The 23,904-nt window shown below is 64.2% G+C and carries 14 protein-coding genes and 1 tRNA gene; 12 read left to right on the forward strand and 3 right to left on the reverse strand.

Annotated elements, in window-relative coordinates; all coding sequences use genetic code 11:
* Window positions 1-3 precede the first annotated feature (3 nt).
* Both BST40_RS01480 and BST40_RS01485 read left to right on the forward strand, forming a co-directional pair.
* Window positions 4-1,065, forward strand: coding sequence for an alpha-ketoacid dehydrogenase subunit beta (locus tag BST40_RS01480; RefSeq protein ID WP_075548393.1), 1,062 nt, complete (start codon window positions 4-6; stop codon window positions 1,063-1,065).
* On the forward strand, window positions 1,062-2,258 hold the full coding sequence (locus BST40_RS01485) for a dihydrolipoamide acetyltransferase family protein (protein WP_075548392.1): 1,197 nt from the start codon (window positions 1,062-1,064) through the stop codon (window positions 2,256-2,258). The genes BST40_RS01480 and BST40_RS01485 overlap by 4 nt, the downstream gene beginning before the upstream one ends.
* A 46-nt stretch (window positions 2,259-2,304) precedes the next feature.
* Here BST40_RS01485 and BST40_RS01490 read toward each other — a convergent pair whose 3' ends face one another.
* Window positions 2,305-3,576 carry a PPE family protein gene (locus tag BST40_RS01490; RefSeq protein WP_075548391.1) on the reverse strand — a complete coding sequence of 424 codons (1,272 nt, stop codon included), beginning with the start codon at window positions 3,574-3,576 and terminating at the stop codon, window positions 2,305-2,307.
* Window positions 3,577-4,651: 1,075 nt separating this feature from the next.
* Here BST40_RS01490 and BST40_RS01495 point away from each other — a divergent pair.
* The gene (locus BST40_RS01495) at window positions 4,652-6,412 is read left to right on the forward strand and encodes a PE family protein (protein WP_075548390.1); all 1,761 of its coding nucleotides are present in this window, start codon (window positions 4,652-4,654) and stop codon (window positions 6,410-6,412) included.
* 231 nt (window positions 6,413-6,643) lie between these two features.
* Here the strand turns inward: BST40_RS01495 and BST40_RS01500 are convergent.
* Window positions 6,644-6,717, reverse strand: a tRNA-Arg gene (locus BST40_RS01500).
* Between the two features lie 187 nt (window positions 6,718-6,904).
* On the opposite strand from BST40_RS01500, the gene lipQ reads away from it, so the two are divergent.
* The 9 genes from lipQ (at window position 6,905) to BST40_RS01545 (ending at window position 23,288) form a co-directional block, all read left to right on the forward strand.
* The gene (gene lipQ, locus BST40_RS01505) at window positions 6,905-8,158 is read left to right on the forward strand and encodes an esterase LipQ (RefSeq protein ID WP_075548389.1); all 1,254 of its coding nucleotides are present in this window, start codon (window positions 6,905-6,907) and stop codon (window positions 8,156-8,158) included.
* A 212-nt stretch (window positions 8,159-8,370) separates the two neighbouring features.
* The gene (locus BST40_RS01510) at window positions 8,371-9,843 is read left to right on the forward strand and encodes a WS/DGAT/MGAT family O-acyltransferase (protein WP_075548473.1); all 1,473 of its coding nucleotides are present in this window, start codon (window positions 8,371-8,373) and stop codon (window positions 9,841-9,843) included.
* Window positions 9,840-11,618 carry an HAD-IB family hydrolase/lysophospholipid acyltransferase family protein gene (locus BST40_RS01515; RefSeq protein WP_075548388.1) on the forward strand — a complete coding sequence of 593 codons (1,779 nt, stop codon included), beginning with the start codon at window positions 9,840-9,842 and terminating at the stop codon, window positions 11,616-11,618. The genes BST40_RS01510 and BST40_RS01515 overlap by 4 nt, the downstream gene beginning before the upstream one ends.
* The gene (locus tag BST40_RS01520; RefSeq protein WP_075548387.1) at window positions 11,615-14,005 is read left to right on the forward strand and encodes a glycerol-3-phosphate 1-O-acyltransferase; all 2,391 of its coding nucleotides are present in this window, start codon (window positions 11,615-11,617) and stop codon (window positions 14,003-14,005) included. The genes BST40_RS01515 and BST40_RS01520 overlap by 4 nt, the downstream gene beginning before the upstream one ends.
* Window positions 14,006-14,914: 909 nt before the next feature.
* A complete protein-coding gene (locus BST40_RS01525; protein WP_036392933.1) occupies window positions 14,915-15,430 on the forward strand; it encodes a single-stranded DNA-binding protein in 516 nt (171 codons plus the stop codon).
* Window positions 15,431-15,507: 77 nt separating this feature from the next.
* Entirely contained in the window at window positions 15,508-17,184 is a 1,677-nt protein-coding gene (gene ettA, locus BST40_RS01530; RefSeq protein WP_063470914.1) for an energy-dependent translational throttle protein EttA, read from the forward strand.
* Between the two features lie 184 nt (window positions 17,185-17,368).
* Window positions 17,369-22,192, forward strand: a complete 4,824-nt coding sequence (locus BST40_RS01535) for an NAD-glutamate dehydrogenase (RefSeq protein ID WP_075548386.1) — start codon at window positions 17,369-17,371, stop codon at window positions 22,190-22,192.
* Window positions 22,189-22,605 carry an acyl-CoA thioesterase gene (locus BST40_RS01540; protein ID WP_083153194.1) on the forward strand — a complete coding sequence of 139 codons (417 nt, stop codon included), beginning with the start codon at window positions 22,189-22,191 and terminating at the stop codon, window positions 22,603-22,605. Before BST40_RS01535 ends, BST40_RS01540 begins: the two co-directional genes overlap by 4 nt.
* A gap of 8 nt (window positions 22,606-22,613) precedes the next feature.
* On the forward strand, window positions 22,614-23,288 hold the full coding sequence (locus BST40_RS01545) for a DUF8010 domain-containing protein (protein ID WP_075548472.1): 675 nt from the start codon (window positions 22,614-22,616) through the stop codon (window positions 23,286-23,288).
* 16 nt (window positions 23,289-23,304) lie between these two features.
* Here the strand turns inward: BST40_RS01545 and BST40_RS01550 are convergent, their stop codons facing one another.
* Window positions 23,305-23,901: a class I SAM-dependent methyltransferase gene (locus BST40_RS01550; protein ID WP_075548384.1), complete on the reverse strand. Its 597-nt coding sequence runs from the start codon at window positions 23,899-23,901 to the stop codon at window positions 23,305-23,307.
* Window positions 23,902-23,904: the final 3 nt, after the last annotated feature.

Below are 23,904 nucleotides of genomic sequence, written 5' to 3' on the forward strand. Positions count from 1 at the left end.
TCCATGACTCAGATTGCCGATCGCCCAACGCCCTCGGAGGAACGGCTGCCGCTGTCGCGGTTAGCGCAACCGCTGGGGCCGGCACCGCACCCGATCACCATGGTGCAAGCGATCAACCGCGCACTGCACGACGCTATGGTCGCCGACGAGCGGGTCCTGGTCTTCGGTGAGGATGTCGCGACCCAGGGTGGGGTATTCCGGGTGACCGAAGGACTGGCTGAAACATTTGGCGAAGCCCGTTGTTTCGACACACCGTTGGCGGAGTCCGCGGTGATCGGGATCGCCGTGGGGTTGGCGTTGCGTGGGTTTGTGCCGGTACCCGAGATTCAGTTTGACGGCTTCACCTATCCGGCGTTCGACCAGATTGTCAGCCACCTGGCCAAGTATCGCTTCCGCACCCACGGTCAGGTGGACATGCCCGTCACGGTCCGGGTTCCGTCGTTCGGCGGTATCGGCTCGGCCGAACACCATTCGGAGTCCACCGAAACGTATTGGGCCCACACGGCGGGTCTGAAGGTGGTCGTTCCGTCGGATCCGTCGGATGCCTACTGGCTGTTGCGGCATGCTATCGTCTGCCCCGACCCGGTGATGTACTTGGAGCCGAAGCGCCGGTATTGGGCTCGCGGGGTCGTCGATACCAGCCGGCCGGAGGCCCCGATCGGGCAGGCCGTCGTGCGGCGGGCCGGTGGCGATGTCAGTGTGCTGACCTACGGCGGCTTGGTGGCTACGGCGCTTGCCGCCGCGGATACTGCTGAGCAGCAACGAGGTTGGAATCTCGAGATCGTCGATTTGCGTTCGTTGGTGCCGTTGGACTTCGCCACGATCGCCGAATCGATCAGCCGGACGGGCCGGTGTGTGGTGATGCACGAGGGGCCGCGAAATGTGGGCTATGGTGCGGAGCTGGCCGCTCGTATCCAGGAAGAGTTGTTCTACGACTTGGAGGCTCCGGTGCTGCGTGCCTGCGGCTTCGATACGCCGTATCCACCGGCACGTCTGGAGAAGGCGTGGCTTCCCGGCCCGGATCGGTTGCTGGACTGCGTGGAGCGGGTTTTGGGGCAGCCATGAACCCCGAACCGCAGCGGATCAAGGACTTTCTGGTTCCCGACCTTGGGGAGGGACTCGACGAAGTCACGGTGACGTCCTGGAACGTCTCGGTCGGTGAGGATGTGCAGCTCAACCAGACCCTGTGCTCGGTAGAGACTGCCAAGGCGCAGGTCGAGATCCCCAGCCCGTTCGCCGGGCGGATCGTCGAGATCGGTGGCGCCGAAGGCGATGTCCTTCACGTGGGCGCGATGTTGGTGCGCATCGATACCGCACCGGATCGGGTCATGGCAGCAGCAATGGTTGGCGATGCTGAGGCTGGCGCACCGACGCTGGTGGGGTATGGGACCGACGCGGATTTCGACCGCAGTAGACGAGGCGCTCGGCCGCGCGCGGTGCCGTCGGCTCGCATGTTGGCCAAGGAATTAGGGGTTGATCTGGCCGCACTGCAGCGCGGGCCGGACGTCGCCCGCGTGATCACCCGCGCGGACGTGCTCGCCGCAGCTCATGTGTCGGGGATTGATACCGACGTGCGACCGGTGCGCGGTGTGCAGGCCCGGATGGCACAGCGAATGATTTCGTCTCACAAGGAAATCCCCGATGCGTCAGCCAGCGTGCAGGTTGACTGCAGCGGTTTGTTGCAGCTGTCAGAGACCCTTCGCGGCCGCTGTGGGGGAGACGTCACGCCATTCGTGCTGTCACTGCGGTTTGTCGTTATCGCGTTGACCCATAACATGATTCTCAATTCGACGTGGGTTGACTCGGATTCCGGGCCGCAGGTGCATGGCTACCGTCGTGTGCATTTGGGGTTTGCCGTGGCAACCGAGCGGGGACTGTTGGTTCCGGTCATCACTGACGCGCAACGTCTGACCACCCGCGGATTTGCTTGCCGCACAGCCGAATTGATTAGCGGTGCGCGTGAAGGCACGCTCACCCCGGCCGAGTTGACTGGTTCGACGTTTACCGTGTCGAACTTCGGGGCGTTGGGCGTCGACGACGGTGTGCCGGTGATCAACCACCCCGAAGCGGCCATCTTGGGGATGGGAGCCATCAAGACGCGGCCGGTGGTCGTCGACAACGACATCGTCGCTCGCCCGACGATGACGTTGACATGCGTTTTCGACCACCGCGTGGCGGACGGCGCCCAGGTGGCCCAATTCCTGTGCGAACTACGTGACCTGATCGAGTCGCCGGCGACGGCTTTGTTGGACCTGTAACGACAAGTCAGGGTGCGCGTTGTTTCATCATCGAAGCCAAATTGGCTCAGCAAATCACATTCGGATTCCAACACCCCGGCAACATCGGCGCTTGCGGCGGCTCGCCCAACCCGCCACCTCCAACCGTTGCCCAGCCAGCAGCCTGCGTAACGACCGCCTTGGAGGCGGTTCCGGCAAAACCCAACGTGCCGACACCCCGCTCAGAAGCCGTCGGCAGCGGTCCCGGAGAATCTCCCAACACCGAGACCACACGCGCTTCCGGCAACGTCGCTGACGCGACCGCCGTCGGCGCCACGCCGCCGATGGCCGCACCCGTCACACTCCCGAGAATGGCACCCGACGTGGTGCTCGCGTTCGTAGCGACTCCTGCAGCCGACACTGTCGCCCCTGCCGCCAGCGGACTCGCCAGCGTCGAAATAATCCCAACGCTTAGGTGGGTAATCCAGTAGATCACCGCGTTTGCGATGTCGTAGCCCAGCACAAAGGGAATCATCATGAAGCCGAGCGCCATGACACCGATTGCAAACCACGTGTAACTTAAATACTGCAAAATGTTACCGACAAAAGCCGAATAGCCAAGCAATCCCGCTAAGAAGGCGGCAAATAACCATAACGGCGATAGAATTATCACCGCAATCACGAAGAGCGTAAAAAAAGGCACACCGATAATCTCTATCAACATTGTTTCCACCAAGCCCCACAGCAAAGTCCATAGTGGAAACGGGTCGTTGGCGAGAGCCTGACCGATCGTCGCGACGTCGCTGGTCTCGCCGGTGCCGGATTTGATGATCACGGGTGCCGGCGGGGTACGAGGCGCCGTGGTCAACACTGCGGTACTCGACCCCTCATAGACACTCATCGTGGTAGCGGCCTGGATCCACATCCGCGCGTAATCGGCCTCGTTCAGCGCGATCGAAATCGTATTGATGCCGAAGAAATTCGTCGTGACCAGCACAGCATGGGCCGCGTGGTTGGCAGCCAATTCGCCCAAAGTAGGCATCGCGGCCAACGCCGTAGCGTAGGCCCCGGCCGCAGACTCGTGGGCAGCGGAAGCGGCGGCACTATCGGCACTGGCCCGCATCAACCACGCCACGTACGGTGCATAGGCAGCCAGGCATATCTCGGAACTGGGCCCCTGCCAGGCCTCCGCCTGAATGGCGCCCAATGCAGTCGAGAGCTCATGAGCCACTGATGCATACTCTGCACTCAGCGACGACCACCCCGCGGCAGCCGCCACCATCGAACTCGGACCTGGACCGGCGCTCAGCAACGCCGAGTGCACCTCCGGTGGCGAGGCCAACCAGATGGGCGCGGTCATGACAAACCGCCATGAACCCCGCCGCCGGCCAGTGCCCACTCGTCGTTGGCGGCGTCACTGGCCGACCGGGCCAAGCCTGCGGCGTTGTGGGGTGTCGCCCTCGTTGCTACGGTGGCGACGGCAGCGGCCCAAGGCTCCGGCGGCTGATCCGGCCTATGAGGTGCTGTCCTTGTCACAGTGCGCGACGACGCTCGCCGGGGTGATTCCGTGCCCGTGAGTGCCAGCGCTCCGATCGCCACCCAGGACATGCATATGCGGCGCCGCGATCTGGGCGCTCGGGTGGCGACCAAGGTTGGATCGACGTCAATCGCGGCGACTGGGGTGCCGGTGTTGAGGCTCTGGTCTTCTAGACGGTCGTCGAGAAACATGTGCTCGCAACCTTTCGGTAGGACTGCGGTCACCCGGGCGCGAGTGCGTCGCGAGCTACCCATCCGATACATATGACTGGGTGACAATACAAACGAATGGTTATCTGCACCCATGATGAGCGGCTGGAACGCAGCGCAACCATCCCCCGAACGGAGGAAATTCAAACCCCCCAGACGGGGGGGTCGCACGTCCGCTGACAGGGGGACATCGGAGCCCTTGCGAGCAAGGGTCGGAAACGAGCAAAGCCCAGGAATGCTGACGGGTTTTGGTCGTGCCCATGCTGCTGGTTGTCGCGTTGACTCGCAACATTATTCTCGGCTCAGCCTGACTACCGGCGGATTAGCTTGCCGGACAAATCAATTGACTATCGCGGTCCGTCGAGGCCACGCGCATTATGGCTAAGCTGCGACGTCGCGTGGGGAGACCTCGCTCACCGTCGGATCGTCCCGGCACGGCGCCGGTAGACGGGCCTCGTCGGCACTGAGTGCCTACCTGCCTGCGCGACCAGCGCATTTCATGATTGACGAATCGTTCCCGAAGGGGCGGCGGGCACCGTTGGTGGCGAAATGTCCGTCACAGTCGATTCACCCCTGGGATCAGCAACGCGTCAAGCTCTTGGGCCCGCGCGATGGGCGATGGAGTCTATCAACGGATGCGAGCGGGTTTCCACGCCGAGGCCTCGAGTACGCGGGTAGTCGGAGGAAGCATGTCCCTCGTGACCACGACGCCGGCACTGTTGACCTCCGCGGCAACGGATTTGACCGCTCTTGGGTCGAGCGTCGATGCGGCCAACGTCGCCGCGGCGGCCGCAACCATTGGGGTGCTAGCCCCAGCGGCCGACGAGGTATCGACGGCGATCGCCGAGCTGTTGAGCGCGCACGCTCGAAGCTATCAAGCCGTGACCGCGCAAGCCGCGACGTTTCTCGAGGAATTCGTGGAATCGCTGACTGCGGGTGCTCGGGCCTACACATGTGCTGAGGCGGACATTGCGTCGTCGCTGCAGGATCTAGTCAGCGAAGCGAATGCGTCCACCCAGGCGTTCGGGCACTCGCTGGTCGACGGCGGCTCCGGCGTGGCGGCTCTCGGCGGCAGTGCGGCGACGTCGATACCCAAGGTGGCGGCTGCTCTTGCGCAAGATATAGCGCTGATTATGGGCGGAAGTGGGACCCCGATCCCTGGTCAAAGCTATCTCGACAGCGTTTATGAGGCCTTCATCAAACCGCATACGCCGGGGGCGGTTCCCCAGAGCCTCGCCACCCCGGCAGCGCTATATCCGTACACCGGCGTCATGGACCTGATGTTTGACACGTCGGTGTCTCGTGGCGTCGCGATCCTGCACCAGGCGATTACTCAGCAGATCGGCGCCGGAAATCACGTCACCGTATTCGGGTACTCGCAGAGTGCCACCATATCGTCGTTGGAAATGCGGGCCTTGGCCGTCCTGGGGCCGAACGCGCCGACGCCAGATCAGCTGTCTTTCGTGCTGTTCGGGAACCCCAACAGTCCCAACGGCGGCCTCTTTTCACGCTTCGCCGGGTTATTCGTGCCGAGCATTGGACTGACATTCAGCGACGCAACCCCGGCCGATCTCTACCCAACCGCCGTATACACCGTCGAATACGACGGAATTGCCGATTTCCCACGATATCCGCTCAATTTGCTAGCCGACCTCAACGCCTTAGCCGGTATCTACTATCTGCATGGCACCATCCCGAGTCTCACCCCTGAGCAGCTCAGCGGCGCGATCCTACTACCGACCGACGGCCCGACGATGACCAGCTACTACTTGGTTCGAACCCCTGACCTCCCGCTCTTGTACCCGCTGCGATCAATCCCGTTCATCGGGAACCCGCTGGCTGACCTGCTCCAGCCCAACTTGACTACGCTGGTGAACCTGGGTTACGGGGACCCGCGTTATGGCTATTCGACCACGCCGGCGAACGTGCCGACTCCGTTCGGACTGTTTCCCGACGTCAGCCCGCTGACCGTGCTCGACCTCCTCGTTGCCGGGACGCATCAGGGCATTGCCGATGCCGCGCACGAGCTGGCGTCGGCAGGTTTGCCATACCTTTCCCTATCGGGCGCGGTCGATGCGATGACGTTCAATTTTCCTGCCGGGACGCCCGGCGGCTTCCTGACGTATATCGACCTCGCCGAATTGCAGGCAGCGAATATCCATATTGCTGACACTCTCGGCAGGATGGCCGCTACCGGCTACGCAACGTTTCGTGCTACGGCCGACATGACGAGCGCCCTGGCGATCACGCTCCCGGCGTATAACCTCAACTTTTTCTTCGACGGGATTGAGCAATTCGCCGCCGGCGACCCTTTCGGGCTGGTTAACGCGGTTGGCTACCCCTTAGCGGCAAGCACCGGACTGTTCGTGCTCGGCGCCGGTGTCGAACTATTGGTCCTTGTGGATGCGACCGAGACGATCGCTTCCGAGTTCTCGGGGTCCGCGGCATGAGTGGTCGAGCCGCTTCGGGACCGCCGGTGGACACCCGATGGCGCTGCTTGGCCAACTGCGATTCGGGAAGGCCGCGTCGCGTTGGCAAACAGCGCATCTGCCTGGCAACCGGCGTCGCCGGTCTGAGCCGAGATCGACAGCAAACGAAAATCACCGGAGGTGCACGATGGGGTCGAGCCGACCACCAACTCAAGTCACGCCTGACACAAAAACAACAAGGGTCACAGCCAGTGCCCCCGGCACGACTCGAACGTGCGACCTAGGGATTAGAAGGCCCTTGCTCTATCCACCTGAGCTACGGAGGCAATGCGCAGGTCAGTCTATCCAAACCTGGATTCAAGATCAGTCCCGGCGACACGACGGATCCGAAAAGTCTTCCGCTACGCCGAAAATCGGTTATGGTGTGAGCCTCGACACACGTACAACACCGGCCGGTAAGCGGCCGTTAACCGCAACGACGCGTGTGCCCGACGTCGAGGGGTGGGCTTTGTTATGTGCATGGCCAGTGTGACTTCGCGGTGCTCACGTGCTGGTGCCGAGGCGCTGCGGCAGGGAGCACAGCTCGCGGCAGACGCCAAAGACACCATTCGGTCCGGTGCCGTGTTGCTTCGGGGTTCGCCGTTTGCGCTCGGCTGGGTCGCGGGTTGGGTGTCCACAGAGTTTCCCCTGCACGTATTGACCGGGCATGCGCTGTCTCGGGTGACGCCCCCGGCGATCGGCCGATTCGGCACCGCCTGGGCGGCGCAGCGAGCGGACCTAGCGCTCACCGCGGCGCTCGAGGAGTCTTTTGGTCCGGACTTCCGTGACTTGGTGTCGCACCCGAGCGGGGATCCTTCCGCGTTCACCCGGCGGGGCAGCCTGCTGCCGTCGGGGCCTCGCCGCCGCTACGCGGCCCAGACCTCCGACATTTCCTACGGCCCAGGTGGTCGGGCGCATCTGCTCGACATCTGGCGGCGTCCCGACCTGGCGCCGGGGCGCCGTGCGCCGGTGCTGATCCAGGTTCCCGGGGGTGCGTGGACCGTCAACGGCAAACGCCCGCAGGCGTACACGTTGATGAGCCGGATGGTGGAACTGGGTTGGATCTGCGTGTCGATCAACTACAGCAAAAGCCCACGCTGCAGTTTCCCCGCACACGTCATCGACGTCAAAAGGGCCATCGCCTGGGTCCGCGAGAACATCGGTGACTACGGTGGCGACTCCGACTTCATCGCCCTCACGGGCGGGTCAGCCGGCGCGCACCTGGCTTCCTTGGCGGCGCTCACTCCCAACGACCCGAGGTTTCAGCCCGGGTTCGAACATGCCGACACGACGGTTCAGGCGGTGGCACCGTATTACGGGGTATACGACTTCACCGACTTCGACAACATGCACGAGATGATGCTGCCGTTCCTCGAGCATTTCGTGATGAAGACCCGGTATTCCCAAGACCCGGAGCGCTTTACCTCGGCTTCACCGATTTCCTATGTGCACCGGGACGCGCCTCCGTTCTTCGTGCTGCACGGTGACAAAGATCCGCTGGCGCCGTGCGCGCAAGCACGGGCCTTCTGTGCGGCATTGCGCGGAGCGGGAGCCGGCACGGTGGCCTACGCCGAGCTCGCCAATGCCCACCACGCTTTCGACATCACCCCGACGGTCCGATCCCGGCTCGCGGCCAATGCCGTCGCTGATTTCCTCGGGGTCGTGTACGGTCGGCGGGCCAGCTCGATGCTGAGCACGTTGGCCCTGCAGGCGACTCCGGCCAGCTGAACTCACCGGCGCGAGCCGAACTCGTGCGCCACAAGAGGTCGCGCCGTGCGGGTCTCCGGGCACCCGAGCCGAGGTGTGGATCCTCACTTTCACCGCCGCTGCGACCGGACTAGCGTTGTGTCTGCATTTCGGTTGACGGTCTGACGCAGGAGGCTTGATGGCGGTGACAAGGTTGGCGCGTCGAGTTATCCAATCCTGGTGGGGTCGTGACCATGGCTGAGCCGGTCGAGGCCGCCGAATTGTCCAACGACCTGGGACCGGTCGACTATTTGCTGCATCGCGGCGAAGCCAATCCGCGGACCCGTTCGGGGATCATGGCGCTGGAACTACTCGACGCCACGCCGGACTGGGACCGTTTCCGGACCCGCTTCGAAAACGCCTCCCGGCGGGTGTTGCGGCTGCGGCAAAAGGTCGTGGTTCCGACGCTGCCGACCGCGTCGCCGCGTTGGGTGGTCGATCCCGACTTCAATCTCGACTTCCATGTACGTCGGGTGCGCGTCGCCGAACCCGGCACGCTGCGACAAGTTTTCGATCTCGCCGAGGTGATTCTGCAGTCGCCGCTGGACATCTCGCGGCCATTGTGGACAGCCACACTGGTCGAGGGCCTGGCCGATGGCAAGGCCGCGATGCTTCTTCATGTCAGCCACGCTGTCACCGACGGTGTCGGTGGTGTCGAGATGTTCGCTGAAATCTACGACTTGGAGCGGGAACCACCGCCGAGGCCGACGCCACCGCAACCCATTCCGCAGGATCTGTCGCCTAACGACTTGATGCGCGAGGGCATCAACCATTTACCCATGGCCATCGTCGGCGGCCTTTTGGGCGCGCTGTCCGGGGCGGTGTCGGTGGCCGGGCGAGCGGTTCTGGATCCCGTCTCCACGGTGTCCGGAATCGTGGGCTACGCGATGTCGGGCGTTCGGGTGTTGAACCGCGCCGCCGAGCCGTCGCCGCTGCTGCGGCGGCGTAGCCTGACCACCCGCACCGAGGCGATCGACATCCGGCTCTCCGAACTGCACCGGGCCGCCAAGGCAGGTGGCGGGTCGATCAACGACGCCTACCTCGCGGGCGTGTGCGGCGCGCTGCGGCGTTACCACGAGGCCCACGGCCTGCCGATCAGCACCTTGCCGATGGCGGTGCCGGTGAACTTGCGGGCCGAAGGCGCTTCAGCCGGCGGCAATCAATTCACGGGAGTCAACTTGGCGGCGCCCATCGGCACCGTCGATCCGGTGACCCGGATGAAGAAGATCCGTGCCCAGATGACGCAGCGCCGCGACGAGCCCGCGATGAACATCGTCGGGTCCATCGCGCCGGTGTTGAGCATCTTGCCCACAGCCGTCCTCGAAGGGATTACCGGCTCGGTGGTGGGTTCGGACGTGCAGGCCAGCAATGTCCCGGTCTACCCCGGCGACACCTTCGTCGCCGGTGCAAAGATATTGCGGCAGTACGGCATCGGCCCGCTGCCGGGTGTGGCCATGATGGTGGTCCTGATATCGCGGGGCGGCTGGTGCACCATCACCGCGCGCTACGACCGGGCATCCGTGCGAAACGACGACTTGTTCGCCCAGTGCCTGCTCGAGGGTTTCGACGAGATCTTGGCGCTGGCCGGTGAGCCCGCACCGCGGGCGATTCCGGCATCCTTCACCGCCCCGGCCGGTGCGGCGTCTCGTTCGGTGTCGGGCTCATGAGCATGTCGCAATCTCAAGGCGAACAGCGCGAGACCGGCAAGCCTGGCGGCGACTTGCGGTTACCCGGATCGGTGGCCGAGATCATGGCCAGCGCTGCGGGGCCGAAGGTCGGCGCGTTTTTCGATCTCGACGGGACGTTGGTCGCGGGCTTTACCGCCGTCATCCTCACCCAAGAACGGCTGCGCCGCCGCGATATGGGTGTCGGCGAGCTGCTCAGCATGGTCCAGGCCGGTCTGAACCATACGCTGGGACGCATCGAGTTCGAGGATCTCATCATCAAGGCGTCTTCGGCGCTGCGGGGACGGCAGTTAAGCGATTTGGAGGAGATCGGTGAGCGGCTGTTTCACCAGCGGATAGAGCCCCGGATCTATCCGGAAATGCGTGAGCTGGTTCGGGCCCATATGGCGCGTGGGCATACCGTGGTCCTGAGCTCCTCGGCGCTGACCATCCAGGTCGAACCGGTGGCCCGTTTCCTGGGCATCACCAACATGCTCACCAACAAGTTCGAGGTCAATGCAGACGGACTGCTTACCGGCGATGTGGTGCGGCCGATCTTGTGGGGGCCCGGCAAAGCCGCAGCGGTACAGCGTTTTGCGGCCGAACACGGCATCGACCTCAAGGACAGCTACTTCTACGCCGACGGGGACGAGGACGTCGCCCTGATGTACTTGGTCGGCAATCCGCGGCCGACCAACCCCGAAGGCAAGATGGCCGCCGTCGCCAAACGCCGCGGCTGGCCGATTCTGAAGTTCAACAGCCGCGGCGGTGTGGGTCTGCGGCGGCAGCTGCGAACACTCGCCGGTTTCAGCACGATGTTCCCGGTCGCGGCCGGGGCGGTAGGCCTCGGTGTGCTGACCGGTAGCCGGCGGCGTGGGGTGAACTTCTTCACTTCCAACTTCTCCCAGTTGTTGCTCGCCACCAGCGGCGTACACCTGAATGTGATCGGAAAGGAAAACCTGACCGCCCAGCGTCCGGCGGTCTTTATCTTCAACCACCGCAACCAAGTTGACCCGGTTATCGCCGGAGCGCTGGTACGCGACAACTGGGTTGCGGTGGCCAAGAAGGAATTGCAGAACGACCCGATTATGGGCACCCTCGGCAAGCTACTGGACGGGGTGTTCATCGACCGCGACGACTCGGCGGCCGCGGTGGAGACGCTGCACACCGTCGAGGACCGCGCCAGAAACGGGTTGTCGATCGTGATCGCGCCCGAGGGCACCCGGTTGGACACCACCGAAGTCGGGCCCTTCAAGAAGGGTCCCTTCCGGATCGCGATGGCGGCGGGAATCCCCATCGTGCCCATCGTGATTCGCAATGCCGAGATCGTCGCCTCGCGAAACTCCACGACGATCAATCCCGGCACGGTCGACGTCGCGGTCTTTCCGCCGATCCCGGTCGACGACTGGTCTCTCGACACACTGCCGGACCGCATTGCCGAGGTGCGCCAGCTGTATCTGGACACCCTGAAGAACTGGCCGGTCGACGAGCTGCCCGAAGTCGACTTGTCCGCAGAGCAAAAGGCGGCAAAGAAAGCACAGGCCGCGAAGAAGCAACCGGCCAAGAAGGCCCCGGCCAGAAGCGCGGCGAAGAAGCAACCAGCCAAGAAGGCTCCGGCCAAGAGCGCTGCAAAGAAGGCCGCGAAGACCACATCGGGCAAAGCGAACCCCCGCCGTGAGTCGAAGATCGCCGTCACCGATGGTGAGATTCAACAGCCGGGCACTGACCAAGCCGATGCCCCCGAATCGTCGAGCTCTGGGCCCAAAGGACTGCCGTGACCAAACCGGTCGCCGACACCAGCGCAGTCCTCACGGCTGAAGACACGCTGGTGCTGGCTTCGATGGAGTCGCCGGTCGAGATGCAGCTGATCATGCGTTGGCTGGATGAACAGCGGACCCGTCATCCCGAGGCGAAATTCGACGTTCTGAGGCTGCCACCCCGCAATGCTCCACCGGCGGCGCTGACCGCACTCGCCGAGCAGCTCGGGTGCGGGCCCGAAGCTGACTCCGAATGTCTCGAGGACCGATCGATCGTGCCGGTGCGGGTGTTCTGGCTGCCGCCACCGGATCGCAGCAGAGTGGCCAAGGTGGCAGGGCTGCTTCCGGGCCGGGATCCTTACCACCCCAACGCACGTCAGCAGCGCCGCATCCTGCGCTCGGACCCACGGCGGGCCAGGGTGGTGGCCGGGGAGGCCGCCACGGTCTCCGAGTTGCGCCAACAGTGGCGAGACACCACCGTCGGCAACAACAAACGCGATTTCGCCCAGTTCGTCACCCGAAGGGCAATCCTGGCGTTGGCACGTGCCGAATACCGGATCCTCGGGCCGCAATACAAGTCTCCGCGGCTGGTGAAGCCAGAGATGTTGGCGTCAGCGCGGTTTCGTGCCGGGCTGAAGCAAATACCCGGTGCCACCCTCGAAGAGGCCGGTAGAATTCTCGATGAACTGGCCACCGGTTGGAGTCAGGTGTCGGTAGACCTGATTTCCGTCCTGGGCAAGATGATCAGCCGCGGTTTCGATCCCGAATTCGACTATGACGAATACCAGGTCGCGGCCATGCGCTCCGCGCTGGAATCGCACCCGGCGGTCTTGCTGTTCTCCCACAGGTCTTATATCGATGGCGCGGTGATACCGGTGGCCATGCAGGACAACAGGTTACCGCCGGTCCACATGTTCGGCGGCATCAACCTATCGTTCGGCGTGATGGGTCCCCTGATGCGTCGTTCGGGGATGATCTTCATCCGGCGCAATATCGGCGATGATCCGCTGTACAAGTATGTGCTCAGGGAGTACGTCGGCTACGTCGTCGAGAAGCGCTTCAATCTGAGTTGGTCCATTGAAGGTACCCGGTCTCGCACCGGAAAGATGTTGCCGCCCAAGCTGGGACTGATGACCTATGTGGCCGACGCCTACCTTGACGGTCGCAGCGAAGATATTTTGCTGCAAGGGGTGTCGATCTGCTTCGACCAGTTGCACGAGATCGCCGAATACGCCGCCTACGCGCGCGGTGCGGAGAAGACGCCTGAGGGTTTCAGCTGGCTCTACCGGTTTATCAAGGCGCAGGGGGAGCGCAACTACGGCAAGATCTATGTCCGTTTCCCCGAAGCGGTTTCGATGCGACAGTATCTCGGCGAACCGAATGGTCCGCTGGCTGATGACCCGGCCGCGAAACGGCTTGCGTTGCAAAAGATGACGTTTGAGGTGGCATGGCGGATCTTGCAGTCGACGCCGGTGACCGCGACCGGGCTGGTGTCTGCGTTGCTGCTTACTACCCGCGGGACCGCGCTGACGCTCGATCAGCTGCACCACACCCTGCAGGATTCACTTGACTACCTGGAGCGCAAGCAGACCCCGATGTCGACAAGTACGCTGCGGCTGCGTTCGCGCGAAGGAGTGCGCGCGGCGGTCGACGCATTGTCCAACGGACACCCGGTCACCCGGGTGGACAGCGGCCGGGAAGCGGTGTGGTACATAGCGCCCGACGATGAACTGGCGGCGGCGTTCTACCGGAACTCGGTTATCCATGCCTTCCTGGAGACTTCGATCGTCGAACTGGCGCTCGCCCATGCCCGGCACACCGACGGTGACCGCATGGCCGCTTTCTGGGACCAGGCGATGCGGTTGCGCGATCTGCTCAAATTTGACTTCTATTTCGCCGATTCGGCAGCGTTTCGTGCCAACATCGCCGAAGAGATGGCCTGGCACCAAGGTTGGGAGAGCCAAGTCGCCGCCGGCGCCGACGGGATCGACGCGATCCTTTATGCCAAGCGGCCGTTGATGTCGGATGCGATGCTGCGGGTGTTCTTCGAGGCCTATGAGATTGTCGCCGACGTGTTGCGCGACGCTCCTGCTGATATCGGGCAGAAGGAACTGACCGAATTGGCGCTCGGGGTCGGCCGCCAGTACGTGGCCCAGTCGCGAGTGCGCAGCAGCGAGCCGGTGTCGACGCTGCTGTTCGCCACTGCGCGCCAGGTTGCCGTCGATCAGGACCTGATCGGGCCCGCTTCGGACCTGTTGGAACGCCGGATCGCCTTCCGGCGCGAACTGCGAAACATTCTGCACGACTTCGACTACGTCGAAAAGGTCGCGCGCAACAAGTTCATCGCCCGCGAGTTCCAAGCGCGTCGGGGACACGCCGAAGAGAAATCGTCGAGCACCGTCCAGTAGCCGGCCGGGCGGCGACGCCGGGCCCTGCACAGGATCCGCGGGCGCAGTCCCATGTCGCGGCAATCGCAGCCGTCCCACAAGTTTGTCTCGCTTGGCTCAAATGAGTGCACACGGTCGGGGCTACGTCGCATTGGTCGCAACCGTCACCATGTGTTTCCTGCGTCGGTCGACTTGCGATGTGCCCCGCTCACCCGGGAATTCGTGGTGACCACGAATGTGGGGTTCAACGATATGCTCTTGCGCAGCCTTGGATAGCTGGCGCTGTTTTCGGCACACTTGGGCTCTGTTTTCGGCACGCCGATACCGCACCTTCACTCAAACCTCTCGTGGTAGTAGGCGTTCGGGGGATGTCGCACGTGCTCACCGTATCGGCTGTCATGTCGTCGTTTCGAGTGTGCAGTGACGGCTTTGGCTGTGTGTGTAGGGCGGTAACCGCCGCGATCGGCCGCCCTGACGGCACACTCGGCGCCGCCAGCGCACACTCGGCGCCCTGACGGCACACTCGGCGCATCAGCAAGCGAATCCGCGATCAAAGGACTGTAGCGACCCGGTGCTGCGAATCGTGACTAACTCGGGTCGCAACTGTCCCACTGTTTGTGATCGGTTCTGACGTCTTGCCCGGCTACCGGCGACAAGTTAAGGCGCACAACGGAATTGTCGCTGATTGGGCACAACTCACCTAGCCGCCGGTGCCAAGCGGTGTAACTGGTGGCACTCGGGCCATGGCGAAAGCGGGGCTGCTGTCCCCCAGTTATCCCCAGTTCCGGCCTTTTCCACAGGCCTACCTCGCCAGGGCTCTCGCCGGCGCCGTTAGTCGCTGGTTTGTCGGTGACCCGGGGCTCAATGGGCATCAGCGCGAGTACTACCTCGCACCAATGGGACACGAATGGGAAAGGAATGTGGAGTCACATGTTTGAAACGCAGCTGACCGTCGTCGGTCACATCGTCAACGACCTCCAGCGCCGGAAGGTCGGAGACCAAGAGGTCGTCAAGTTCCGGGTAGCCAGCAATTCACGTCGACGCACCAGCGACGGTGGTTGGGAGCCGGGCAACTCGCTGTTCATCACCGTGAACTGCTGGGGCAGGCTGGTCAGCGGGGTAGGCGCGGCGCTGGGCAAGGGTGCGCCGGTGATCGTGGTGGGCCACGTGTACACCAGCGAGTACGAGGACCGCGACGGCAATCGCCGGTCCTCGTTGGAGATGCGGGCGACGTCAGTCGGTCCAGACCTCTCGCGGGTCTTCGTGCGAATCGAGAAGCCCAGCTACACTGGCCCGAGTTCCGAGAACGCTCCGGCAGCCGGAATGACAGGGCAGTCCGGGACCGTCGTGAACGACGACTACCTCGCGGCCCGGGTTGATTCCGTCCCGGACGCGGCTGCCGCCCAGAACGCCGCCGACCACACCGCGCTACCGCTGTCGGCTTGATGCCGGTAGGCGGTGCCTAGGATGGTCGGCGGGATAACCCGGATAACCCGGCAAGACCAGAAAGGCAATACCGCGGCATGGCTGAGTTCATCTACACGATGAAAAAGGTCCGCAAGGCGCACGGCGACAAGGTGATCCTCGACGACGTCACGTTGAGTTTCTACCCCGGTGCCAAGATCGGTGTGGTCGGTCCGAACGGGGCCGGTAAGTCGAGCGTCTTGCGGATCATGGCCGGTCTGGACAAGCCGAACAATGGTGACGCTTTCCTGGCTACCGGGGCCACCGTCGGCATCCTGCAACAGGAGCCGCCGCTGAATGACGAAAAGACAGTTCGGGGCAACGTTGAAGAGGGCTTGGGGGACATCAAGGTCAAGCTCGACCGATTCAACGAGGTCGCCGAATTGATGGCCACCGACTACTCCGACGAGTTGATGGAGGAGATGGGCCGACTCCAGGAGGTATTGGACCACGCCGACGCGTGGGACCTGGATTCGCAACTGGAGCAGGCGATGGACGCCCTGCGCTGCCCGCCACCCGACGAGCCGGTGACCAACTTGTCCGGAGGTGAACGTCGCCGCGTCGCATTGTGCAAGCTCTTGCTGTCAAAGCCCGACTTGTTGCTACTCGACGAGCCCACCAACCACCTGGACGCCGAAAGCGTGCAGTGGCTCGAACAGCATCTCGCCGTCTATCCCGGCGCTATCTTGGCCGTCACCCATGACCGCTACTTCCTGGACAACGTCGCCCAATGGATCCTGGAACTGGATCGGGGCCGTGCCTACCCCTACGAAGGCAACTACTCGACCTACCTCGAGAAGAAGGCCGAGCGGATCGCGGTGCAGGGCCGCAAGGACGCCAAGCTGCAAAAGCGTCTGCAGGACGAGCTGGCCTGGGTTCGCTCCGGCGCCAAGGCGCGCCAGGCCAAGAGCAAGGCGCGCCTGCAGCGCTACGAGGAGATGGCCGCCGAGGCGGAGAAAACCCGCAAGCTTGACTTCGAAGAGATTCAGATCCCGGTGGGACCGCGACTGGGCAACGTGATCGTCGAGGTCGATCATCTCGACAAGGGCTATGGCGGACGCACGCTGATCAAGGACCTGTCCTTCACTTTGCCGCGCAACGGCATCGTCGGCGTCATCGGGCCCAACGGCGTCGGCAAGACCACACTGTTCAAGACCATCGTCGGGCTCGAAGAACCGGACAGCGGCACGGTCAAGATCGGCGAAACCGTCAAGCTGAGCTACGTCGATCAGGCCCGGGCCGGCATCGATCCGAAGAAGACCGTGTGGGAGGTCGTGTCCGACGGCCTGGATTACATCGAGGTCGGTCAAAACGAGATACCGTCGCGGGCCTATGTGTCGGCGTTCGGTTTCAAGGGTCCGGATCAGCAGAAGCCGGCCGGGGTGCTTTCGGGTGGCGAACGCAACCGGCTCAACCTTGCGCTGACCCTCAAGCAGGGCGGCAACCTGATCCTGCTGGACGAACCGACCAATGACCTGGACGTCGAGACCCTGAGCTCATTGGAGAACGCCCTGGTGAACTTCCCCGGCTGTGCCGTGGTGATCTCGCACGATCGCTGGTTCCTCGACCGCACCTGCACCCACATCCTGGCGTGGGAAGGTGATGCCGACAACGAGGCCAAGTGGTTCTGGTTCGAGGGGAACTTCGGCGCCTACGAGGAAAACAAGGTGGAACGGCTCGGTATCGAAGCCGCGCGTCCACACCGAGTTACCCACCGGAGGCTGACGCGCGACTAGTGTCAGGTCTGCCGGCCCCACGACGATGTGGCCGGTGCGGCCGTTGAGGAGTGGGGCCAATTGAACCGGGTCCCACGACGATGCGGCCGGTACGGGTGTTGAGGAGTGGGGCCAATTGAACCGGGCCCCACGACGATGCGGCCGGTACGGGTGTTGAGGAGTGGGCCAAGTGAAAGCAGTCGGTATGACGAGCGATCCCGAAGTTAAGCAGGATGTCGGGGCATGGACCACGTTCACCCGGTCCGCTGACGTCCCTGACTGGATCTCGCAGGCCTATCTGGAGAGCTACCGGGGCCAATCGGACGACGGGTCGCAGAGCCCCGACTCGCTGCTGACGCCGCGCATGTTGGGTGCGCACTATCGGCTCGGTCAGCACCGCGCGGCCGGTGAGAGCTGTGTCGCGGTGTATCACGCGGACGATCCGGAGGGATTCGGGCCGGCGCTGCAGGTGGTCGCCGAGCACGGCAGCATGCTGATGGACTCGGTGACGGTGCTGCTACACCGGCTCGGGGTGGGCTACACCGCCATCATGACGCCGGTGTTCGATGTGCGCCGCAGCCCCGCCGGTGAGCTGTTGCGCATCGAACCCAAAGCGGCTGGCGCGTCACCGTATACCGGCGAGGCCTGGATTTTCGTCCAGCTCGCGCCCTCGGTGGACCGCAACGCCCTGACCGAAGTCGAACGGCTGTTACCGAGGGTCCTGGCCGACGTCCAGCGGGTAGCGACGGATGCGGCGGCGATGATCGCCACCCTGAGCGAATTGGCCGTGGCGGTCGACACTGACACCGAGGGCCACTATGCGGCACCGGATCGTCAGGAGGTCGCGGCGTTACTGCGCTGGTTGGGCAATGGCAACTTTCTGCTGCTGGGTTACCAGCCCTGCCGGGTCGACGAGGGCATGGTCATTGGCGACGGGTCCAGCGGCCTCGGCGTGCTGCGGGCGCGGGCAGGCATCCGGCCCCGGCTGACCGATGAAAACAAGTTGCTGGTCTTGGCGCAGGCACGTGTCGGCAGCTACCTGCGTTACGGCGCTTACCCCTATGCCATCGCGGTGCGCGAGTACGTCGGCGATGGCAGCGTAACCGAGCATCGCTTCGTCGGGCTGTTCACAGTCGCCGCCATGAACGCCGATGTCCTGGAAATCCCGGCGATTTCGCGCCGGGTTCGGGAGGCCCTCGAGTTGGCCGGCAGCGACCCAACCCACCCGGGTCAGCTGTTGCTCGATGTCATCCAGACCGTCCCGCGCCCCGAGCTTTTCACCCTGAGCGCCGAGCGGCTGTTGGAGATGGCCAAAGCCGTGGTGGACCTTGGATCCCAGCGACGCGCTTTGTTGTTCCTGCGGGTGGATCGGCTGCAGTTCTTCGTCTCGTGCCTGGTCTACGTGCCGCGCGATCGCTACACCACGGCTGTGCGCTTGCAGATCGAGGACATCCTGGTCCGCGAGTTCGGCGGGACGCGACTGGAATTCACCGCACGGGTCAGTGAATCGCCTTGGGCTCTGATGCATTTCATGGTCCGGTTGCCCGAAAAGGACGACGCGGCCTCCCCGCCCGGCTCGGTGGACGTATCCGAGGCCAACCGGCTCCGGATCCAGGCGCTGCTGAGCGAGGCCGCGCGCACCTGGGCCGACCGGCTGATCGGCGCGGCGGCGGACGGCTCCGTCGGACACAACGACGCCGAGCATTATGCGGCTGCCTTCTCCGAGGCCTACAAGCAGGCGGTCAGTCCGACCGATGCCATAAACCACATCGCCATCATCAACGAGCTGACCGACGACTCGGTCAAGCTGGTGTTCTCCGACCGCGACGAACAGGGCCTCGCGCAGCTGACCTGGTTCCTCGGCGGATCCACCGCCTCGCTCAGCGAGCTACTGCCGATGCTGCAGAGTATGGGTGTCGAGGTGCTCGAAGAGCGGCCGTTCACGGTGACCCGTCCCGACAGGCTGCCGGTGTGGATCTATCAGTTCAAGATCTCGCCGCATCGAACCATCCCGCGCGCGACGACGACCACCGAACGGGACGCGGCCGCACAACGGTTCGCCGATGCGGTCACCGCAATCTGGCAGGGCAGGATCGAAATCGACCGGTTCAACGAACTCGTGATGCGCGCGGGGCTGACCTGGCAGCAAGTTGTCGTGCTGCGCGCTTACGCCAAGTACCTACGGCAGGCCGGCTTCCCCTACAGCCAGTCCTATATCGAATCGGTGCTCAACGAGCATGCCTCGACCGCACGCTCGCTGGTGACTCTGTTCGAGGCAATGTTCGATCCCAGGCCGGCGGGCTCGCGGCGCGACGCGCAGGCGGCCGCGGCCGCTGTGGCCGCCGACATCGACGCGGTGGTGGGTCTGGACACCGACCGCATCCTGCGCGCCTTCGCCTCGCTGGTTCAGGCCACATTGCGGACCAATTACTTTGTGACACGACAGAGTTCGGCCCGGAGCCGCAATGTGCTGGCGGTCAAGCTGGACGCGCAGTTGGTCGACGAGCTGCCGCTGCCGCGCCCCAAGTTCGAAATCTTCGTGTACTCGCCGCGGGTGGAAGGCGTGCACCTGCGGTTCGGTCCGGTCGCGCGCGGCGGCTTGCGCTGGTCGGATCGCCGCGACGACTTCCGCACCGAGATCCTGGGCCTGGTCAAGGCGCAGGCGGTGAAGAACGCCGTCATCGTGCCGGTCGGCGCCAAGGGCGGATTCGTCGTCAAGCGGCCGCCGCTGCCCACCGGCGACGCGGCCGCCGACCGCGATGCCACCCGCGCCGAGGGTGTGGCGTGCTACCAGCTGTTCATTTCCGGATTGCTCGACGTCACCGACAACGTCGACCACGCGACCGGAAAAGTCAGCCCACCGCCGGAGGTGGTGCGTCGCGACGGCGACGATGCCTACCTGGTGGTGGCCGCCGACAAAGGCACCGCCACGTTCTCCGACATCGCCAACGACGTCGCCAAGTCCTACGGGTTCTGGTTGGGTGACGCGTTCGCCTCCGGCGGATCGGTGGGCTACGACCACAAGGCCATGGGTATCACCGCCAGGGGTGCCTGGGAGGCCGTCAAACGACACTTCCGGGAAATCGGGGTCGACACGCAGACCGAGGACTTCACCGTCGTCGGCGTCGGCGACATGAGTGGCGACGTATTCGGCAACGGCATGCTGCTCAGCAAGCACATCAGGTTGGTCGCCGCCTTCGATCACCGGCACATCTTCCTCGACCCGGACCCAGACGCCGCCGCCTCCTGGGAGGAACGGCGGCGGATGTTCGAGCTGCCCCGATCAAGCTGGGACGACTACGACATGTCGCTGATCAGCGAGGGCGGCGGCGTCTACAGCCGCGAGCAGAAGGCCATTCCGATCAGCCCGCAGGTCCGTGCCGCGCTCGGCATCGACACCGACGTCACCGAGATGTCGCCACCCAACCTGATCCGCGCGATTCTGCAGGCGCCGGTCGACCTGCTGTTCAACGGCGGCATCGGCACCTACATCAAGGCGGAGTCGGAATCGGACTCCGATGTCGGCGATCGGGCCAACGACCCGGTGCGGGTCAACGCCAACCAGGTGCGGGCCAAGGTGATCGGCGAAGGCGGCAACCTCGGGGTCACGGCGCTGGGCCGCGTCGAATTCGATCTGTCGGGGGGCCGGATCAACACCGACGCGATGGACAACTCCGCCGGCGTGGATTGCTCCGACCATGAGGTCAACATCAAGATCCTGATCGATTCGCTGGTCACCGCGGGCAAGGTCAAAGCCGACGAACGCAAACAGCTGCTGGAGTCGATGACCGACGAGGTGGCTCGGCTGGTGCTCACCGACAACGAGGACCAGAACGACCTGATGGGCACCAGCCGCGCCAACGCGGCCAGCCTGTTGCCGGTGCACGCCGACCAGATCAGGCACTTGGTGGCCGAGCGGGGACTCAACCGGGAATTGGAGGCGCTGCCGTCGGAGAAAGAGATTGCGCGGCGGGCCGAGGCGGGTATCGGCCTGACCTCGCCCGAGTTGGCTACGTTGATGGCCCACGTCAAGCTGGCACTCAAAGAGGAGGTGCTGACCACCGAGCTGCCCGATCAGGATGTATTCGCGTCCCGATTGCCCGATTATTTTCCGCGGCCGTTACGGGAACGGTTCACCCCGGAGATCCGCTCGCACCAGCTGCGTCGCGAGATCGTCACCACGATGCTGATCAACGATCTGGTGGACAATGCCGGTATCAGCTACGCATTCCGGCTCGCCGAGGATGTCGGAGTAACCCCGATCGACGCGGTGCGCACCTACGTCGCCATCGACGCCATCTTCGGGGTGAACCACCTCTGGCGGCGGATCCGCGCGGCGAATTTGCCGGTCGCACTGTCGGACCGGCTGACGCTCGATACCCGTCGGCTGATCGACCGGGCCGGACGCTGGCTGCTCAACTATCGTCCGCAGCCGCTGGCCGTGGGCGCCGAGATCAACCGTTTCGCCGCGAAGGTCAAGGCCATGACGCCGCGCATGTCGGAGTGGTTGCGCGGCGACGACAAAGCCATCGTCGAGAAGGAAGCGGCTGATTTCACCGCACAAGGCGCACCCCACGACTTGGCCTATCGGGTCGCCGTGGGCCTGTACCGCTACAGCTTGCTCGACATCATCGACATCGCCGACATCATCGAGATCGACACGGCTGAAGTCGCCGACACCTACTTCGCCCTGATGGACCGGTTGGGCACCGATGGGCTGTTGACTGCGGTCTCCGAGCTTCCCCGCAACGATCGCTGGCAAGCGTTGGCGCGGTTGGCGATCCGCGACGACATCTACGCCTCGCTGCGGGCGTTGTGTTTCGACGTGCTGGCCGTCGGCGAACCCGACGAAAGCGGGGAGCAGAAGATCGCCGAGTGGGAGCACATCAGCGCATCCCGGGTGGAGCGGGCTCGCCGCACGCTCAACGAAATCCGGGAATGCGGCGCGAAAGACCTCGCGACGCTGTCGGTGGCGGCGCGTCAAATCCGCCGGATGACCCGCACCAGCGGGCGCGGGGCGTCCGCATGAGTGTCGGTTTCGTCGCGCCGGTGCCGGTGCGCTGGTCCGACATCGACATGTACCAGCACGTCAACCACGCCACCATGGTCACCATCCTGGAAGAGGCGCGCGTTCCGTTTCTCAGGGACGCCTTCGCGGCCGACATCACCACCACCGGCCTGCTCATCGCCGACGTCCGGGTCAGCTACAAAGGTCAACTGCGGCTTTCCGATTCGCCGCTGCAAGTGACGATTTGGGTGAAGCGGCTGCGCGCGGTGGACTTCACCCTGGGTTACGAAGTACGGTCGGTCAACGCGGAACCGGACTCGAAGCCGGCCGTCCTCGCCGAGTCACAGCTGGCCGCGTTCCATATCGAAGAACAGCGGGTGGTCCGACTGTCCCCACAGCATCGGGAGAATCTGCAACGGTGGCTTCGCGAATAGGGGAAGCGTTGGCGGGGGGAACCGGGGGCGGAGGCGAGCGCGGCCTGTGGCTGACTGACCCGGCGCATCGCGCGGATCTGGCCACGTTCGTCGAGCGTGCGATGCGACTCGACGACGCGGCGATCATTCGTATCCGGGCACGATCGGCTGGATTGCTGACGGCTTGGGTGGCAACGGGTTTCGACGTGCTGGCCAGCCGGGTGGTGGCCGGCAGAGTGCGGCCCGACGATTTTTCGGTGGGGGCAGCCGGATTGGCGCGCGGACTGGAGGCGATGGACACGTCGGGATATGTCGATCCAGGTTATGGAATGGACTCGGCGTGGCGCGGTGCGCTGCCCCCGGAGTCCGGTTTCGTCCACCTCGACGACGTGCCGGCCCGGGTGATGCTGGATCTGGCGGCGACCGGCGCGCGGCTGGCCAAGGAATACGGCAGTTCTCAGGGTCCGCCGGCCTCGCTGCTGGATCAAGAGGTGATCCAGGTCAGTTCCGGCGATGTCGTCGTCGGGCTACCGATGCGCTGTGTGTTCGCTTTGACCGCAATGGGTTTCCTGCCGCAGCCGGCGGAGGTGATCGACGCCGACGAGATGATCCGGGTCCGGGTGCTGCCGACCTGGTTGCGGCTCGACGCCCGCTTCGGGTCGGTGTACCGGCGGCGCGGTCATCCCGCTCTGGTGCTGCGCTGACGCGAGAGGGCTTTTGCTAGGGCGGATTTCGCCAGTGCAGACGGTACCGGTAGTACAGGCCCCGTCGGAGTTGGGCGTTGGGGAGAACCTCGTTGGCTACCTGCCGGATCTGATCGAAGTTTTCGTGTGGCTCGGTGACCGGTACGCCGATGTCACGGGTCTCGCCATGAAGGCGCGATCCGATGCGAACGATGGGCATGCAGAGCAGGGACCACGCCCGGTCGCGGATCGTCGTGTTCGCCGCAAGCCCCACGACGGCCAGCTCGCCGCCGGGCTTGAGCAGTCGGCGCGCTTTGGCCAGCGCTTCTCGTAGTGGCTGGTGATGAATGCTGGCCACGAATACGATGACATCAAAGCTTTGCTCGGGTGCGGTAAAGCCCTGAAAGTCGCAGCGGTCGACCGATGTATTGGTCGTCGAGTGCAGCCGCAGACGTGCCCGCTCGAGTGTGGCATCGTCAGGTTCGATGCCGACGACTCGCTGCGATACCGCCGCGAGCCGTTGCACCAGCAGGCCCTCACCGCACCCCACATCCAAGACGTCGCCGTGGTGTTGCGCTGCGATATCGACCAGCCATGGGTGATAGGCGGTGTTGTGGTTCCAGTAGTCCGCCATGCT

The organism is Mycobacterium persicum (genome assembly GCF_002086675.1).
Taxonomy (GTDB): domain Bacteria; phylum Actinomycetota; class Actinomycetes; order Mycobacteriales; family Mycobacteriaceae; genus Mycobacterium; species Mycobacterium persicum.